This is a genomic window from Glutamicibacter sp. AOP38-B1-38, assembly GCF_052377485.1.
Lineage (GTDB): Bacteria > Actinomycetota > Actinomycetes > Actinomycetales > Micrococcaceae > Glutamicibacter.
Genome location: NZ_JBQSWU010000013.1, coordinates 36,449 through 52,225, shown reverse-complemented (window position 1 = coordinate 52,225; position 15,777 = coordinate 36,449). Strand labels below are relative to the sequence as shown.

General features: G+C 62.6%; 16 protein-coding genes and 1 pseudogene. 4 read left to right on the top strand and 13 right to left on the bottom strand.

Annotation, left to right across the window (positions count from 1 at the left end; genetic code table 11):
* Nucleotides 1–3: 3 nt before the first annotated feature.
* The 7 genes from ACT3TP_RS09435 to ACT3TP_RS09405 all read right to left on the bottom strand — a co-directional run bounded on the left by ACT3TP_RS09435 (nucleotide 4) and on the right by ACT3TP_RS09405 (nucleotide 6,225).
* Entirely contained in the window at nucleotides 4–849 is an 846-nt protein-coding gene (locus tag ACT3TP_RS09435; RefSeq protein ID WP_444620458.1) for a class I SAM-dependent methyltransferase, read from the bottom strand.
* Nucleotides 842–1,765, bottom strand: coding sequence for a hypothetical protein (locus tag ACT3TP_RS09430; RefSeq protein ID WP_444620457.1), 924 nt, complete (start codon nucleotides 1,763–1,765; stop codon nucleotides 842–844). The genes ACT3TP_RS09435 and ACT3TP_RS09430 overlap by 8 nt, the downstream gene beginning before the upstream one ends.
* Nucleotides 1,762–2,784, bottom strand: a complete 1,023-nt coding sequence (locus ACT3TP_RS09425; protein WP_444620456.1) for an ABC transporter substrate-binding protein — start codon at nucleotides 2,782–2,784, stop codon at nucleotides 1,762–1,764. The genes ACT3TP_RS09430 and ACT3TP_RS09425 overlap by 4 nt, the downstream gene beginning before the upstream one ends.
* A 264-nt stretch (nucleotides 2,785–3,048) precedes the next feature.
* A complete protein-coding gene (locus tag ACT3TP_RS09420) occupies nucleotides 3,049–3,951 on the bottom strand; it encodes an ABC transporter substrate-binding protein (protein WP_096288121.1) in 903 nt (300 codons plus the stop codon).
* Nucleotides 3,948–4,718, bottom strand: a complete 771-nt coding sequence (locus tag ACT3TP_RS09415) for an ABC transporter permease (RefSeq protein ID WP_443464386.1) — start codon at nucleotides 4,716–4,718, stop codon at nucleotides 3,948–3,950. The genes ACT3TP_RS09420 and ACT3TP_RS09415 overlap by 4 nt, the downstream gene beginning before the upstream one ends.
* Nucleotides 4,715–5,401: an ABC transporter permease gene (locus ACT3TP_RS09410; RefSeq protein WP_443464385.1), complete on the bottom strand. Its 687-nt coding sequence runs from the start codon at nucleotides 5,399–5,401 to the stop codon at nucleotides 4,715–4,717. The genes ACT3TP_RS09415 and ACT3TP_RS09410 overlap by 4 nt, the downstream gene beginning before the upstream one ends.
* Nucleotides 5,398–6,225, bottom strand: a complete 828-nt coding sequence (locus tag ACT3TP_RS09405; protein WP_096288127.1) for an ABC transporter ATP-binding protein — start codon at nucleotides 6,223–6,225, stop codon at nucleotides 5,398–5,400. The genes ACT3TP_RS09410 and ACT3TP_RS09405 overlap by 4 nt, the downstream gene beginning before the upstream one ends.
* Nucleotides 6,226–6,445: 220 nt before the next feature.
* Here ACT3TP_RS09405 and ACT3TP_RS09400 point away from each other — a divergent pair, with 220 nt between their 5' ends.
* Complete coding sequence (locus ACT3TP_RS09400) at nucleotides 6,446–6,757, top strand: hypothetical protein (RefSeq protein ID WP_141393589.1); 312 nt, start codon at nucleotides 6,446–6,448, stop codon at nucleotides 6,755–6,757.
* On the opposite strand, the gene ACT3TP_RS09395 is transcribed toward ACT3TP_RS09400, so the two are convergent.
* The 4 genes from ACT3TP_RS09395 to ACT3TP_RS09380 form a co-directional block, all read right to left on the bottom strand.
* Complete coding sequence (locus ACT3TP_RS09395) at nucleotides 6,754–7,272, bottom strand: hypothetical protein (protein ID WP_444620455.1); 519 nt, start codon at nucleotides 7,270–7,272, stop codon at nucleotides 6,754–6,756. The genes ACT3TP_RS09400 and ACT3TP_RS09395 overlap by 4 nt on opposite strands.
* 78 nt (nucleotides 7,273–7,350) lie before the next feature.
* Entirely contained in the window at nucleotides 7,351–7,857 is a 507-nt protein-coding gene (locus tag ACT3TP_RS09390) for a hypothetical protein (protein WP_096288133.1), read from the bottom strand.
* 82 nt (nucleotides 7,858–7,939) lie between these two features.
* Nucleotides 7,940–8,062, bottom strand: coding sequence for a hypothetical protein (locus ACT3TP_RS09385; protein ID WP_255248509.1), 123 nt, complete (start codon nucleotides 8,060–8,062; stop codon nucleotides 7,940–7,942).
* 370 nt (nucleotides 8,063–8,432) lie between these two features.
* Nucleotides 8,433–9,374, bottom strand: a complete 942-nt coding sequence (locus tag ACT3TP_RS09380) for a GlxA family transcriptional regulator (protein WP_062244175.1) — start codon at nucleotides 9,372–9,374, stop codon at nucleotides 8,433–8,435.
* A 108-nt stretch (nucleotides 9,375–9,482) separates the two neighbouring features.
* Here ACT3TP_RS09380 and ACT3TP_RS09375 point away from each other — a divergent pair, with 108 nt between their 5' ends.
* Both ACT3TP_RS09375 and ACT3TP_RS09370 read left to right on the top strand, forming a co-directional pair.
* Entirely contained in the window at nucleotides 9,483–9,794 is a 312-nt protein-coding gene (locus ACT3TP_RS09375; RefSeq protein WP_003941073.1) for a putative quinol monooxygenase, read from the top strand.
* A gap of 632 nt (nucleotides 9,795–10,426) precedes the next feature.
* Nucleotides 10,427–11,756 (top strand): annotated as a pseudogene (locus tag ACT3TP_RS09370) (ISL3-like element ISPfr2 family transposase).
* A gap of 97 nt (nucleotides 11,757–11,853) precedes the next feature.
* Here ACT3TP_RS09370 and ACT3TP_RS09365 read toward each other — a convergent pair.
* Both ACT3TP_RS09365 and dapA read right to left on the bottom strand, forming a co-directional pair.
* A complete protein-coding gene (locus ACT3TP_RS09365; protein ID WP_374954802.1) occupies nucleotides 11,854–13,521 on the bottom strand; it encodes a ribonuclease J in 1,668 nt (555 codons plus the stop codon).
* Between the two features lie 58 nt (nucleotides 13,522–13,579).
* On the bottom strand, nucleotides 13,580–14,491 hold the full coding sequence (dapA, locus tag ACT3TP_RS09360; RefSeq protein WP_096288145.1) for a 4-hydroxy-tetrahydrodipicolinate synthase: 912 nt from the start codon (nucleotides 14,489–14,491) through the stop codon (nucleotides 13,580–13,582).
* 72 nt (nucleotides 14,492–14,563) lie between these two features.
* On the opposite strand from dapA, the gene ACT3TP_RS09355 reads away from it, so the two are divergent.
* Entirely contained in the window at nucleotides 14,564–15,730 is a 1,167-nt protein-coding gene (locus ACT3TP_RS09355; protein ID WP_444620454.1) for a heparan-alpha-glucosaminide N-acetyltransferase domain-containing protein, read from the top strand.
* Nucleotides 15,731–15,777 lie beyond the last annotated feature (47 nt).

The following is a 15,777-nucleotide window of genomic DNA, read 5'->3' as shown; positions in this document are numbered from 1 at the left end:
CTGCTAAACGTCTTTTCCTATTGGGCGCTGCTTCACGTACAGCGCGATGTCGAATACCTGCTCCGGCTGGCGGATGATGTCGACCAGCCGCCAGAGCGCCGGGTCAACCTGCTGCATCGGGTAGTTGAACAGCGATTTAAGCCCGTCCCCGAAGCGCATGGCCACCACGATGTCCTCTCGGGTCAGCGCATGCATCTGGTGCAGCAACTCGTACTTCACCGGAACCGTGGAGCTGATCACCACGTGGGTGGCCTGCGCGGTGAAGGCCAGCTCGTGGAGCGCGCGTTCCTCCAGCCCGATGTCCAGGCCCTCACCGAGCTGGGCCACAACCCGGCGCCCGAGCGCAATGGACTCGGCGTCGATGTCGATCCCGAGCGCGGACGCGCCGGTGAGCGAGGCGACGTTCAGCAGCGTCATCGGGAAGGATCCCGAGCCGACGAGCAGCAGCTTGGAATCCCCGGTCAGCGCGACGGCCCCGAATTCCTTGGCGATGCAGGATTCGATATTGGCGAAGTATCCCTCCGCTCCCGCCTGCCCCTCCAGCAGCCGTAGCGCGCGGTACTTCTCGATGACCGCCACGCAGCGCGCCGACTGGCAACGCAGTTGGTCCACCAGCTCATCGGTGCCGGCGGCCGCGGCAAGCTGGGCGAAGGGGGGCACGTTGCCCGGATCGGTGACGAAGCGCGCGTAGTCCGCCAGCAGCTCCTCGAGCTCGCCGGCGTGCCGGGTCGAGCCGTCGTAGCCGTCGGCCGCCGCGCTGAAGTGGCGCAGGAAGCCGCGCAGCGTGGCCAGCATGGCCTGCGCACCGGAGCTCAGCTCCGGGCTTGCGCCAATCGATATTTCAGTCATGGATATATGCCCTCCCCTCGGCCACGATGGCCACCTGTCCGGCGACGCGCAGCCCGGTTATCGTTCCGGAGCCGTAGTCGGCTTCCACGTCCATGGTGCCGCCGGGTTGCCGTACGCTGGCGCAGACCGGAGCGCGGTTCTTCGCGGCCAGGTACGCGCCGAGCGCGGCGGTTCCCGAGCCGCAGCTGCGTTCCCAGAGCAGGCTGCCCAGTGCGGGCACGTTGATCAGCGGGTCCAGCGCCCCGCGCGCCGGATCGTAGAGCATCACCCCGGCAACGGAGACGCCTTCGCTATTGCCCAGCTGCAAAGCCGCCTGTTCGGCGTGCTCGCGCAGCCCCTGGCCGTGGCCGGCGCATTCAATGACAAGGTGCACCGAATCCGCATACCGCACCAGGGCCGTTCCCGAGCGGGCTCCCGGGGACGGGTAGGGTTCGATGCTCAGCGGCAGCGGGCTGTCCAGCTGGCAGCGGTAGCCCGAATCCCGGGGCTCGACTCGGCAGCTCAGCAGCTGATCGGCGCCCGAGGCTTCTACAAAGAGTTCAACCCGGCCGGTCTGCCCCTGCCTCGAGGCGTGCAGCGCCGCCAGCGCCATCGCGGCGTTGGCGCAGAATTCGTCCCCTGCCATGTGCAGGCGCAACTGCGCCGCGGAGGATTCCGCCGGCAGGATGAACCCGACCTGTTCGGCATGCAGATGCTCGGCGCGCAACAACTGCTCCGCGATGGTGCGGTACTGCCGGGGCGGATGCTGGCTGGTGACCAGCACGGTGGTGTTGGATGTCGGGCTCAGCTTCGCGAAGTCCACTTCGGTGGTGCCCCTGGCCGCAGTGGAACGCGCGTATCTGCGTGCAGGCAGCGCGGAGGCGCGCCGGCGGCCGGTGTGGCGCGGGGTCCGGCGCAGCTGTGCTGACTGGCTCATGGGGCGGACAGCCGGTCCGCGAGCAGCTCCACGCCGTCCACGGCCAGCGGGCCGGGTGAGGAATAGTAGTAGTTCAGCGGCACCACGGCCGCGTCCTCCTCGATGGCAGCGAGGCCATCGAGCTCGGGTCGATCGCGCAGCGCCTGGAGCACCTCCTGGTCGGTTTCCAGTGCCGAGGAACCGGTAGGCAGGTACATCGCGAAGACCTTGTCGGCGGCGCTGGCGATCAGTTCTTCCGTGGAAGGGTCGAAGTAGCGCTTGGGCACATCGCCGAAGGCATTCTCCAGGCCGAGCAGCTCCATCTGCTCCGAGACCAGCGATTCCCCTCCATAGGATCCGAGGCCGCCGGCGCTCGGCACGTATAGGGACAGCGCGCGCTCTCCGCTGCCCTGCTCAACGCGCGCCGCGGCGGCCGCTACACGCTCGCGCATGTCCTCCACCGCATTCTCGGCCGCCTGATCGGTGCCGAACAACTGGCCGTAGGACTGCACGTCACGGTAGATCTGCTCGAATCCGCTCACTCCTCCGGTGGAGCGGTCTTCGAATCCGGCGCAGTAGCCGCTCACGGTCAGCATCTGGACCCCGGCCTCGTCCAGTCGTTCGGCCAGGGAATCCAGATCGACTCCGGCTGCGATATCGGTGCCGATGACCACGTCGGCTCCCGAACCGAGGATCATCTCGTAGGAGACGTCGTGCGAGTCCTCCGTGATCCGCTCGGCGTCCTCCACCACGGCCTTGGTGGCCGCGTCGAAAGGCACCTCCAGGCTGCCAGCGTAGTGCGTCAGCTTGTCGCCCGCTCCAGCTGCGGACAGCAGCGCCGGGGCCTCCGAACCGACCGCGAGCACGCTGCGCGGTGCCGCGTCGAACACCACCTCCCGGCCGCAGCTGTCCAGGGTGATGCTGCCGGCGGCCGATTCATTCTGCGCGCTGTTCACGGTTCCGCCGGGGACGGCGCAGGCGGTGGCCACGGCCAGGATGACGGCGGGCATGGCCACCATCCAAGGATTGATTCTTCTCATAGATCATTGCTCCATTCGGTGCGGCCAGGGCGGGGACCTTAGGTCTCTGAGTACGCCTTTTAGGCAACAATCGTAAACACTAATGAGAATCATTCTCAAAAGTCAAAACGATGACGGCCCGCCGTCTCCTTGAACCCACGCCAGCCCCGCTCGCCCGGATAGGCCGCAGCGCACCTCGGAACAAAAATAGATCGCCCGCCGTACCCGGAATTTCCGGGTACGGCGGGCGATCTCCTGGATATCCAGCCTAGAGAGGATCTGGCATTAAAGCCCTTCAGCGGTCAGCCAGGCCGAAGCGATATCGGCGGCCGACTTCTGGTCAACGGTGCTTTTCACATTCAGCTCAACCAGGGTCTCGGCACTCAGCTTTTCGCTAACCGGGTTGAGCACCTCGGCGAGATCCGCTGACAGCTCGGCGGAGACCACCGGAACGACGTTCGAAGCCAGGAACAGCGACTCGGGGTCTTCCAGCACCACGAGATCTTCGGTCTTGATGCGCGGGTCGGCGGTGAACACGTTGGCAATGTTCACCGTGCCGGCGACCAGATCTTCAACGGTGGTGTCGCCGGTCCCGGAGAAGTCAGCCTTCACCCCATAGACGCTTTCGAGCCCCTTAGGGCCATAGGGGCGTTCGGCAAGCTCCGGTGGCCCGCCGAGGGTCAACGGCTCGCTAACATTCGCCAAGTCCTTGATGGACTTCAGGTTATTTTCCTCAGCAAACGCCCGGGTCACGGTGTAGGAGTCCTGGTCAGAGGCCTCGGCCGCTTCAAGGACCGCCAGAGAATCCGGAAGCTCCGACGTCAGCTCGGTGTAGACCTCATCGGCGGCACGCGCTTCGGTGTCTTCCTTGAAGAATTGCAGCAGATTGCCGGTGTACTCGGGGAACACATCGATACTGCCCTCTTCGAGCTGAGGCATGTACGCGTCCCGCTGACCAATGCTGTACTTGCGTTCCACCTCTTTGCCGGCACCTTCCAGCGCCTGGGCGTAGATCTCGGCAACGATCTCATTCGAGTAGTAGGCCTGCGAGCCGACAACAATCGTTTCTCCGCCGCCTTGTTCGGCGTTGCTCTCGGTTGCCAGCGGGTCTCCCCCTGCGCAACCAGCCAAGACAAGACTGCCGGCCAGCATTGCGGCTGCGCTCGGGATGGTGCGTTTCAGTTTCATGGCTTTTCCCTTTCCTGGGATGTCGAGTGATCTATTTTCGGGTTTGCATCTTCACCGGCGGTTTTGTCTGGGGCGAGCTTGCGCGGTGCCTTCTTCCTAGCTTTTCCCAGGCCCTCCGGAACTGCCGTCTTTTGAATCACGGCGAACAACAGGTCCAGGAGCAGCGCAAGCACCGCCACCATGAGCGCTCCGCCGAGAACCATGTCGAAGCGCCGCAGATTCAGCCCGGTAATAATTGGCAGGCCCAGCCCGCCAAGGTTCACGTAGGCCGCGATGGTCACCGTTGCGACCACTTGCAGCATGGCTGACCGGATTCCGCCTACGAGCAGCGGCAGGCCGAGCGGGATTTCAACCTTGAAGAGGATCTGCCACTCGGTCATCCCCATGGACCGAGCCGCGTCAAGGGTCTTGCGGTCTATGGCTTCAAACCCCGTATAGGCTCCGGCCAGCAGCGAAGGGATGGCCAGTAGAACAAAGGCGACCATGGCTGCTTCGGGTTTGTGCAGCACGCCAAAGAGCAGCACCAATAAGATCAGCAGGCCGAAAGAAGGTATCGCACGGGCGACACCCGCGGCGCCCACGGCGATCTCGCGCCCAATGCCGGTGTGCCCGATCGCCCAACCGGCAGGGATGGCAATGACTCCCGCAAGAAGCACCGCCGCCATCGTGAACAGCAGATGCTGGCCAAGCAATGCCTGCAGTCCCCCGCTGCCTTCCCACTGCTCTGGCGCGGAAATCCATTCAAGTGCCTTGGCAATCAGGTTCATGGCGACACCCGCATTCTGGCCGCATGCGTGGCTTTTCGCTTTGGTTGCTTAATTTGACGTGTCCAAGGCATCAGCCATCGTCCGAGGAGGACTAAGAACAAGTCGATGGCCAGGGCAATCAAGGCCACCGCAAGGATCCCCGAAAAGACTTCTTCGATGATGCGCCGCTGGAGGCCGTTCGTGAACAGGTATCCCAGGTTCGTCACACCCACCAAGATTCCCACGGTCGCTAGCGAGATGGTGCTGACCGCGGTGACGCGCAGTCCGGCGAGAATCACCGGACCGGCAAGCGGCAGGTCCACCGCGAAAAACCGGCGCCCGGGCCCGTAGCCCACGGCAGTTGCGGCCGCGCGCGCGGCAGGGTCTACGGAGTCCAGTCCGTCCACGACGCCGCGGACCATAATCGCAATCGCGTAAATGCTCAGTGCCACGATCAGGTTGGCTTCACTGATCGCGCTCATTCCGGTGAGCACAGGCAGGAGCATCAGCAACGCGAGCGAGGGGATGGTGTAGAGCAGGCCGGTGGTTGTCACAACCGGTCCGCGAACGATTCGAAATCGCCAAGCTACCCAGCCCAGCGGGATGGAAAGCAGGAACCCGATGACGATCGCTATCAGGCTCTGCCGCAAGTGCTCTAGCGACAGCGACCCGATGAGTCCCAGATTCTCGAGTATCCAGTTCACGCCTTGGATCCGTCCTCGACGAGTCTTCCCTGGGTCCGGCCTTGGGAATCCACGAGCACGGCACCGTGGGGCGTATTTTTGACGCTCAGTGCTCTGGCTCCACGGTCTGTGCCGATGAAGGAAGCCACGAACTCGTTGGCTGGGTTTTCAATGATTTCGCTCGGGCTACCCACCTGCAGCTTCTGCGCACCGGCGGACAGGATCACCACCTGGTCGCCGAGGAGGAATGCCTCATCGATATCATGGGTGACGAAGACAATCGTCTTATCAAGTTCTTGTTGCAGTCGAATCAGTTCCTGCTGCAGTTCGGCGCGCACAATGGGATCGACGGCACCGAAGGGCTCATCCATGAGCAAAATATTCGGGTCAGAAGCCAAGCCACGGGCCACTCCGACACGTTGCTGCTGGCCTCCGGATAACTGGTGCGGGTATCGGTCAGCCATGGTTGAGGGCAGGCCTACGGTCTCCATAAGTTCCAGTGCCCGGGTTCGGGCAACCTTGCGAGATTTGCCTTCGAGCCGGGGAACCGTGGCGATGTTCTCTGCCACGGTGAAATGCGGGAGAAGCCCCGAGTTCTGCATGACGTAGCCGATACTGCGGCGCAGGCCCACCGCGGGCTTTGTGGATACATCCTGGTCGTCTATGCGGACCGTGCCGGCACTGGGGTCAACCATGCGATTGATCATGCGCAGCAATGTCGTCTTGCCGCAACCAGAGGAACCCACGAATACGGTGGTGCGATGGGCTGGAATCGTCAAGCTGAAGTCCTCAACAGCCGTGGTGCCGTCTGGATAGTGCTTGGAAACGGTATCAAATTCGATCATGCACTGTTGCTCCCCACTAGCTCGTTGTGATCAGCTGCGTCGTGCCTGTGCATACATTGGCTCCTTGCGGTGGCGTTGAGCCTAATTCTGCCCTAAAAATCCGATGACGGCACGGCAGACTACGAACTGATTTTCACTCGATCTTCGAGACAACATGCACTAAACCTTCAAGCCACATTAGGATCGACATAAACATAGTTACTACTTTTGGAGGAATATCTTGCTTATCCCCGCCGTTGCCCTAGCTTCCCTCTCGCTGACCACCGGGATATTAACGGCCTCTGCGCCAGCAGTGACTGGCCCCGAAACAGAAATACTGACAGAAATGTGGGATTCGGTGCTGACCCTCGATGCGGCCACCGGGCTAGCCCTTGACGAAAACATGCAGCAGGAATGGGTCTCAATGACGGTCGTGGACGTCCAAACAGGAAAAATTCTAAGTGAGACTACACTGACTCCTGGGCATGCAGGAACTCCGGTCCAGGTTCCGATATCGGTTCTTCCGCTTCGAGATCGCTTGGGCTGGAATTAGTCGCTTTTCGTCGAAGACGGAATGCTCCGACCTCCACAACCTTTCGCTGGACGGAGCTTTGCCTGTTTCCATCGCACGATCATCGTTCTGATAAGCGCCACGAAGGACAGCGGGATCACCATTGCCCCGGCAGCCAGCGATAGATCAGCGGTGATTCGGAATACTCCAGCCTCAGGGAAAACATCGCTCAGCAGCAGTGCCCATATGGTGCTTGGAATAATTCCCAGAGCTAGCGAGAGCAACGTGAACAGCAGAACGCTCACCCGAGTTGAAACGACGAATCCAAGGAACGCCATCAACCCAGCGAATCCGAGCCACGGCAGCAGCGGGAAACTCAGTGCAAACCACAAACCCGCGTCGAGATAAGTCCACCAAGGGGCACGGGCAAGCAACGGATCCACGACAAGCAACAAGATCGCCCATCCTGATCCGCAAAGCAGCGGCAGAAATCGCCATTTGTTTTTTGTTATCAGTTGATTGTTCCCGACACCGCGCGTTTGCTCAGAGATCTCCACGGATTCGTTCCTGTCGGGTTTTGAAAGTCTTAGTGATTGGACCTGCACCGAGGAGATGCGCTTCGATTGGAGCCTTGCCTATTCCGCGGGTGCTCCCGGCCGTGGCCGAATCGAAGATGCTGCCCTTCGTTGCGCTAGCCCACGAATGCTCATCCACGCGATAGCGAAGCACAGTATGAGGAAGGCCAAAGCAGATGCAAGCCCGGATACGAGGTCCAGCGCTTGGGAGAAAATTGCGCCGAGCGCCAGTACCACGAAGACCCCGCCGGCGGCGGAACCGATCGCGCCCATCAGAGCCTGGGAGTTTCCGGTAGCGGCGGGTCGTTTCTTCTCACGAATCGCCAAGGCGATGGTTGCCCCCGTGGCGGGAAAGACCGCGGCGATCGCGCCGATCCACGCGCCGTTGGCCAAGGCCAGCACCAGACCCCCACCAATGCCGGACAGCGAGAACGGTGATTCCTTAGCCAGAATTGGCCAGAAAATTGCGGCGCTGAGCGCGGCGCCAAAAACAATGCCGGCCAGGATCGCCAGCCCGAAGAGCGGCAAAGTGAACGATTCGGCCTTCTGCCCAGCAATTTTCACCATATGGTGATCATATGCGATTGCTATTTGACTTGTCGATATTTAATGCGTTGCAGTGATACGTCAGTCTATGCCGGTTAGTCGTTCAGGTCGTTTGCGCCACGGACCCGAGCTTGGCGATCAGGGAATCCCGCCGCTGCCAGTAGCCGAGCGGGCCCAGCGTGGGTGGCAGCAAGCTGGCTGAACGCTGCGCGCGGAGCGTTAACATGGCTCTTCTCAGATGAGGGTGTAGGTCGGCCGGGCGCGTCGGTCCGCAGATAGACGTCGAGGTCTCCCGACGATGGAGGTTCCTACGCCATCCATCCGAAAGACCTCGACGTGACCGACGCTACCCCGCCGGCCGGCTTCGGCCGCCCTGACCTGACCGCCTTCGCGTCTCATCCCAATCGACCCTGATCGGGTCTGCTGATCCTCTCGACGAGAACGCAGCGACATCATAGCCACCCAACCCCGACCGTCCGGGAAGCCGGGGCACGTCGCATGGCCTGTGCTGCGGGCGTGTCGAGTGGGGCGTCCAGGGGCGACGCAGGAGCGTCGACGCGACGTGCTGAGAGGTGGTTCTAAGGCATGGCGATAGGTCAGGAACGGCGTCGCTCCCTGCGCAGGAGGGAGCGCAGAGTCTCGGCGTTCGCGTAGCCGACCCGTAGCGCGATCTCGGCGGAGGTGAGGTCCGTGGTTGCTGAGAGGTGCCGAGCTCGTTCGATGCGAAGCCGTTGGACGAAGCCGAGCGGAGTGAGGTTGAGCGCCGCACGGACTCGTCGTTCGAGGGTGCGCCGGCTGGTGCCGAGCGACTGCGCGACGAAGGCGACGTTGAACGGTTCGTCCAGGCGGGCGCGCACGAAGCGTTCGAACTCGACGACGATCGGGTCCTCGTGCCGGAGATGTTCGTAGGCGACGAAGGCCGCCTGCGACGGACGCTCGTCGATGATGAGGAGCTTGGCGACATGTTGGGCCAGGTCGGGGCTGATCGATCGCACGAGTGAGAGCGCGAGGTCGATGTGGGCGAAGGCGGCGCCGGCGGTGACGAGGTTCCCGTCGACCACGACCATGGTGTCGAGATCGAGGGCGACGGTCGGATAGCGCTTCAGGAACTCCGGCCCCAGGAACCAGCTGGTCGTCGCCCGCCGATGATGCATCCGTCCGGTCTCGGCGACGGCGAACACGCCGGTGCACGCCGCGGCGATCCGGGTGGTCGCCTCGTCGAGGCGCCCGAGCGAGGCGATGACCGAACGAGCATCTCGGCTCTGGAGGGCGTCGTTGGTAGCGGCGGCCGTAAGGGTTCCAAGCGCAGGGACGACGACCACGTCGAACTCTGCGGACTCCGACAGCGGGTGGTCCACCGACAGGGTCATCGATGCCGTCGTGGTCACTCGCCGTTTCGGTCCGAGGATGGCGAGTTCGATCGGGTCGATCCGCGGGTCGACATCGCCGCGGGCTCCGTCGGCCACCCGCACGATGTCGATGATCGACGCGATAGCCGAACCGAAGCAGCCGTCGATCGCGATCAGTCCAATACGCATGACGTAAACAATAGCAATACTGCCGTATACGCCACTTCTCACATGCCCTTTTTCGTCATAGACTGAACTCGCTTCACCAAGAAACCTCGACACCTAGGAGAACCCCTCATGTCAACACCCGCATCACTTCCGTATGCCTTCGTCGCCAAGATCGTCGCGGCCGATGGACAGCACGACGCGCTCGCCGATCTGCTCGCCGGCGCTGTCGCGCTCGCCAACGAAGAAGTAGGAACGATTGTCTGGTTCGCGGTCAGGACCCACGCCGACACCTTCTGGATCTTCGATGCATTCCCCGACGAGGCCGCTCGCGACGCCCACGCCAACGGCGCCATCGTCGCAGCCCTGATGGCCAACCAGCACCTCCTCGGCGCAGCACCCGAGATCCTGGCGGCCGACGTCCTCGCGTCCAAGCTCCCGTAGTCCGCCAACGCACGAGACCATCGCGCCCCGCCGAGCCGTCGCCAGGTCGCGACGCAACGCCACGCTGCGTTGCCGAGCGGTGCGAGGCCTATCGGCACACGGACAGGATGCCGGCCGCGAGCGCTCAGCCTGCGAGGGGTCCGTCGCAGAGGAGAGCGACGTCGGTGTCGGGCAGAGCCGTGAGGCCAGCGCATCGCGCGACCACCAGAACCGAACAGCCCCTGCCCTGCGTTTCCGCAGGTCAGGGGCTGTTCGCCGGAGCCGCCTGTCGGAATCGAACCGACGACCGAATCACGTCGGCTTTGCGTCTATCACTTGATGCGCCCACTGGGCGAACGAGCCGCTGACCTGCGCAAACGCCGAGCGTGGGGGACGCCGCCATCCGGTGGTGACCGACGACGACCGACCAGTACCGACCGTTTCACCGGAGCTTGCGGCGGCGTCGAAGCCGAGTAAGCTCCATTCCTTTAGCTCACCGCGCCCTCCTCCTCGCCGGTCCCGTCGTCGTCGAAGACGTTTCAGGGGTCTTCTCAGATGACGGTGTAGGTCGGCCGGGCGCGTCGGTCCGCAGATAGACGTCGAGGTCTCCCGACGACGGAGGTTCCTACGCCATCCATCCGAAAGACCTCGACGTGTCCGACGCTACCCCGCCGGCCGGCCGGCTTCGGCCGCCCTGACCTGACCGCCTTCGCTCGACTCGACGGCCTCGGTCTGAGCGTGACCGGACAACGACTTGAACCGGATCGTGCGGTCCTCGCGTGCCGCGTGGTGGAACCAGATCAGTGGTGCCGACGGTGCGGCAGCGAAGGCGCTGCTCGTGACACCGTGATCCGGCGGTTGGCCCACGAGCCGCTGGGCTGGCGACCGACCGTGCTGGAAGTTGTAGTGCGCCGCTACCGCTGTGCCGACTGCGGACACGTGTGGCGCCAAGACACCAGCGCCGCGGCGGAGCCACGCGCGAAGCTCTCGCGCACCGGGCTGCGGTGGGCGCTGGAAGGGATCGTGGTCGCACACCTCACCGTCGCCCGTGTCGCCGAGGGACTCGGGGTCGCGTGGGACACCGCCAACAACGCGGTCCTGGCTGAAGGCAAGCGGCTGCTGATCAACGACCCCACGCGGTTTGAGGGCGTGAAGGTCATTGGCGTCGATGAGCACGTCTGGCGCCACACCAGGCGTGGCGACAAGTACGTCACCGTGATCATCGACCTCACCCCGGTCCGCGATGGCGCCGGCCCAGCAAGGCTGCTGAACATGGTCGAGGGCCGGTCGAAGGCGGCGTTCAAGACCTGGCTCGCCGACCGCGACGACGCCTTCCGTGACGCGGTCGAGGTGGTCGCGATGGACGGCTTCACCGGGTTCAAGACCGCCGCTGCAGAGGAGATCCCGGACGCGGTCACGGTGATGGATCCCTTCCACGTCGTGCGCCTGGCCGGTGACGCCCTCGACAGGTGCCGGCGCCGGGTCCAACTCGCGATCCACGGGCACCGTGGGTTCAGGGACGACCCGCTCTACAAGTCGCGGCGCACGCTGCACACCGGCGCGGACCTGCTCACCGACAAGCAGAGCGACAGGCTACGCGCGCTGTTCGTTGATGACGCTCACGTCGAGGTCGAGGCGACCTGGGGTGTCTACCAGCGCATGATCGCCGCCTATCGCCACGAGGACCGGCAACGTGGCCGCGAGCTCATGGAGAAGCTGATCACCGACCTCAGCGCCGGCGTCCCCAAGGTGCTCACCGAGCTCACCACCCTGGGCCGGACCCTGAAGAAGCGAGCCGCTGACGTGCTCGCCTACTTCGAACGACCCGGCACCAGCAACGGGCCGACCGAGGCGCTCAACGGACGGCTCGAACACCTGCGCGGCTCCGCACTCGGGTTCCGCAACCTGACCAACTACATCGCCCGAAGCCTGCTCGAGACCGGCGGCTTCAGACCCCAACTCCTACACCCCCGATTGGGATGAGCCGTTAACATGACCACAGCATCGGCAGAGAACCTTGCCTTAGATACACGAAATGCCCCAAACCACTGGTGGTTTGGGGCATTTCGAGGATTGAAGCTTACGCTTCGAGCACTACCGGAACGATCATCGGACGGCGGCGCAGCTTGCGCGACACCCACGAACCGATGACGCGGCGCACGATCTGCTGCAGCTGGTGGGTGGAGTGGTTTGGATTATTAGCCACTGCCTCCAAGATCGCTGCGGCGATCTTTGGCTTGATCTCGTTGAAGACCGCATCGTCCTCGGCCACGCCGCGGGCGTGGATGTCTGGCCCGGAGATCAAGGTGCCGTTCTGGCGGTTGATCACGGTGATCACCGAGATGAACCCTTCTTCGCCCAGGGTGACACGGTCCTTGAGGTCCTCGTCGGTGATGGTGCCGACCTTGGAACCATCCACGTAGACGTAACCGCATTCGACCTGGCCAACGAGTTCGGCTACGCCGTCCTTGAGGTCAATGACCGAACCGTCTTCCGCGAGGATGACGCTCTCTTCCGGAACACCGGACAGCGCGGCCAAACGGCCATTGGCGATCAGGTGGCGGGTTTCGCCGTGGACCGGAAGAACGTTCTTCGGACGGACGATGTTGTAGCAGTACAACAGCTCACCGGCCGAGGCGTGGCCGGAAACGTGGACCTTGGCCATGCCCTTATGGATGACCTCGGCGCCCAAGCGCATCAGGCCGTTGATCACGCGGAAGACCGCGTTCTCGTTGCCCGGGATGAGGCTGGAGGCCAGGATCACGGTGTCACCCGGGTTGATCTGGACCTTGTGTTCACCGTTGGCCATGCGGGACAGTGCTGCCATCGGCTCACCCTGCGAACCGGTGGACATCAGCACCACCTTGTGATCCGGCAGCTGGTCAACCTGCTTCAGGTCAACAACGACCCCCTGCGGGATGTGCAGGTAGCCGAGGCGCTCGGCGATGCCCATATTGCGCACCATCGAACGGCCGATGAAAGCAACCTTGCGGCCGTGCACGGCTGCAGCATCCAGCACCTGCTGGACGCGGTGCACATGCGAGGAGAAGGAGGCGACGATGATCCGGCGGCGGGCCCGAGCAAACTTCGCTTCCAGCACCGGACCGATTTCGCGTTCGGCGACGGTGAAGCCCGGCACCTCGGCGTTGGTCGAGTCGGTGAGGAACAGGTCCACGCCCTCCTCGCCGAGCTTGGCGAAGTGGCGCAGGTCGGTGATGCGGCCGTCGAGCGGCAGCTGATCCATCTTGAAGTCACCGGTGTGCAGCACGGTACCGGCTTCGGTACGCACGAACACGGCCAGCGCGTCTGGGATCGAGTGGTTCACCGCGACGAATTCGCACTCGAACTCGCCGATCTGAGCCACTTCATTCTCGGTGACCACGTTGGTGATCGCCTTGATGCGGTGCTCGGCCAGCTTGGCTTCGATGAAGGCAAGGGTCAGCTTCGAACCATACAGCGGGATATCTTCGCGCAGACGCAATAGGTACGGAACCGCACCGATGTGGTCTTCGTGGCCGTGGGTGAGCACTACGCCCACCACGTCGTCCAGACGATCCTTGATGTAGGAGAAGTCGGGCAGAATCAGGTCAACGCCCGGCTGGTGCTCTTCGGGGAAGAGCACACCGCAGTCGATGATCAACAGCTTGCCGTTGATCTCGAAAACGGTCATATTGCGGCCGACCTCGCCCAATCCGCCCAGCGGAACGGTACGTAGGGTCCCCTTCTTCAGCTTGGTCGGCTTCTGCATACGCGCAGTATCGGCCTTGCCTACTGAACTTTCAGTCATAAGTGGTTAAGCCCTTTCGTTAAAGATCCCATCCACCTTCACGTAGGTCCGCGCGGATGGCATCGAGTTCTGCGTCCGATGGTGCCAGTAGCGGCAATCGAACGACGGTGTTCGGCAGGACACCCTGCCAGTGAAGTCCATATTTTGCGGCAACTGCGCCCTGAATGTGGCCCATGATGCCGCGCTGGATCGGGTCCAGCTCGAAGTGTGTAGCGCGTGCAGTCGCCAAATCCCCGGCATGCATCGCATCAACAAGCGTACGGTACTTAGCCGCCGCGACGTGAGCCGTCACGGAAACGACACCGGCGGCGCCGGCTGCCATCAGTGGCAAAGTCAGCCCGTCGTCCCCGGAGTACACGTGCAAATCGGTGTTAGCCAGCACGGTGGTGGTCGACTGGTAGTCGGCCTTTGCATCCTTCAACGCAATGACCTGAGGAATCTGCGCTAATTCAATGATAGTTTCTGGGCTCAGCGCGATTCCGGTGCGGCCCGGGATGTCGTACATCATGATCGGCAGGTCAATGGCCTCGGCAATCGCCTTCACATGGGCGATAATTCCGGCCTGGCTTGGCTTGTTGTAATAAGGTGCGGTGACCAGGATGCCGTGCACTCCGGCCTCCTTGGCACCGAGCGACAAACGGATGGAGTGGCGAGTGTCATTAGTTGTGGAGCCTGCCAGCACCGCTGCGCGGTCGCCGACCGCATTGACGACGGTGCGGAACATTTCGATGTTCTCTTCGTCGGTGAGCGTCGAAGTCTCCCCGGTGGTGCCGGTGACGACCAGACCGTCGCAGCCTTCATCAACGAGTTTGATAGCCAGCTTGGCGGCGACATCATAGTCAACCTCACCTGCCTCGGTGAAGGGGGTGACCATCGCGGTCAGCACGGTACCGAACGGGAACGACTGATTATCAATTTCACTAGTTGCCATGGCTTAAATCTACACGCGGAAGTGTCTTGATGGCATATTCATGTTGTTCCGTGATGCGATATGTCTATGGACGTGGAAACAAAGGCCCGCAGACTGCCCGGATTGGATGCAGCCAGGGCGCTAGCCATCTTGGGAATGTTCGCCGCCCATATCTTTGATCTTTTCGCCCGCGATGCGACCGGTGCGCTGCAGCCAACCCTCACCGGAGCCGTGGCAAATGGCCGCGCCTCGGTGCTCTTCATGGTGCTCGCCGGTGTTTCGCTGGCCTTGTTCGCCCGCTCGCTGGAACGCAAGGGCCTGAATCGCAGGTCCGCATCGATGGTGCTGCTGCGCCGCGCGGCGGTTATCGCCGCGCTGGGCATGCTGATCGGCCCGGCGAACGAGTCCATCGCGAACATTCTGGTGCATTACGGATTGCTGTTCCTGGTGCTGATCCCGGCGTTATGGGTGCCAGTGAAAGTTCTGTGGGCGCTCGCCGCTATTTGGCTATTGGCCACTCCCCTGATCTGGCGGCCGTTAGCGGCTAGCGATGCCGCACAGTCCCTGGGCCATAACCCAACGTTCACCGATCTTGTACACCCGGGATTGCTACTCGAAGACCTGCTCGTCACTGGGTACTATCCACTGCTGATCTGGATCGGCTATGGCCTACTCGGAGTTGCTGTGGGGAAACTTCGGCTGACCAATCGGGGCACTGTTGCCTGGTTGGCGGCCGGGTCCGTTATTGTCGCCGCACTATGCCTACTGATCGGGTGGTTGAAGATTCTGCCTTGGACCGATGGGATTAGCGCCGTGACCGGCGTTCCCCGCTCGCAGCTTTTTACGGCCCTGGTGACCGGGCGTTCGCCATCTGGGAACCTGGACCCATTCTTGACTCAATCCGCCTATATATGGCTCCCAACCGCGCACTCGGGTTCACTAATTTTCACAATTCATGCAGCGGCCTGCGCAGTTGCAGTCTTAGCCATACTGCTTTTCCTAATTCCATATTTAGGCTACATCGGCTCGCTCATTGCAACCGCTGGGCGAGCACCACTGACGCTCTATCTCGGGCATCTGATCTTGTTGCCGATGCTCCAACTGGGACTCTCGCAGTGGGCCCAGTGGTGGGTACTGTGCGTGCTGATGCTGCTTACCGCGCTGATCTTGCACCACACGCGCAAGGCAGGACCGATGGAAGCTGGCGTTCGATACCTCAGTGAATTACCGAGCGCAGATCAAGAAGAGGACCCAAAGTAAGCTTTGAGAAAGAAATAAATAATTTGATTCTAGGTCAGCTGACAAGG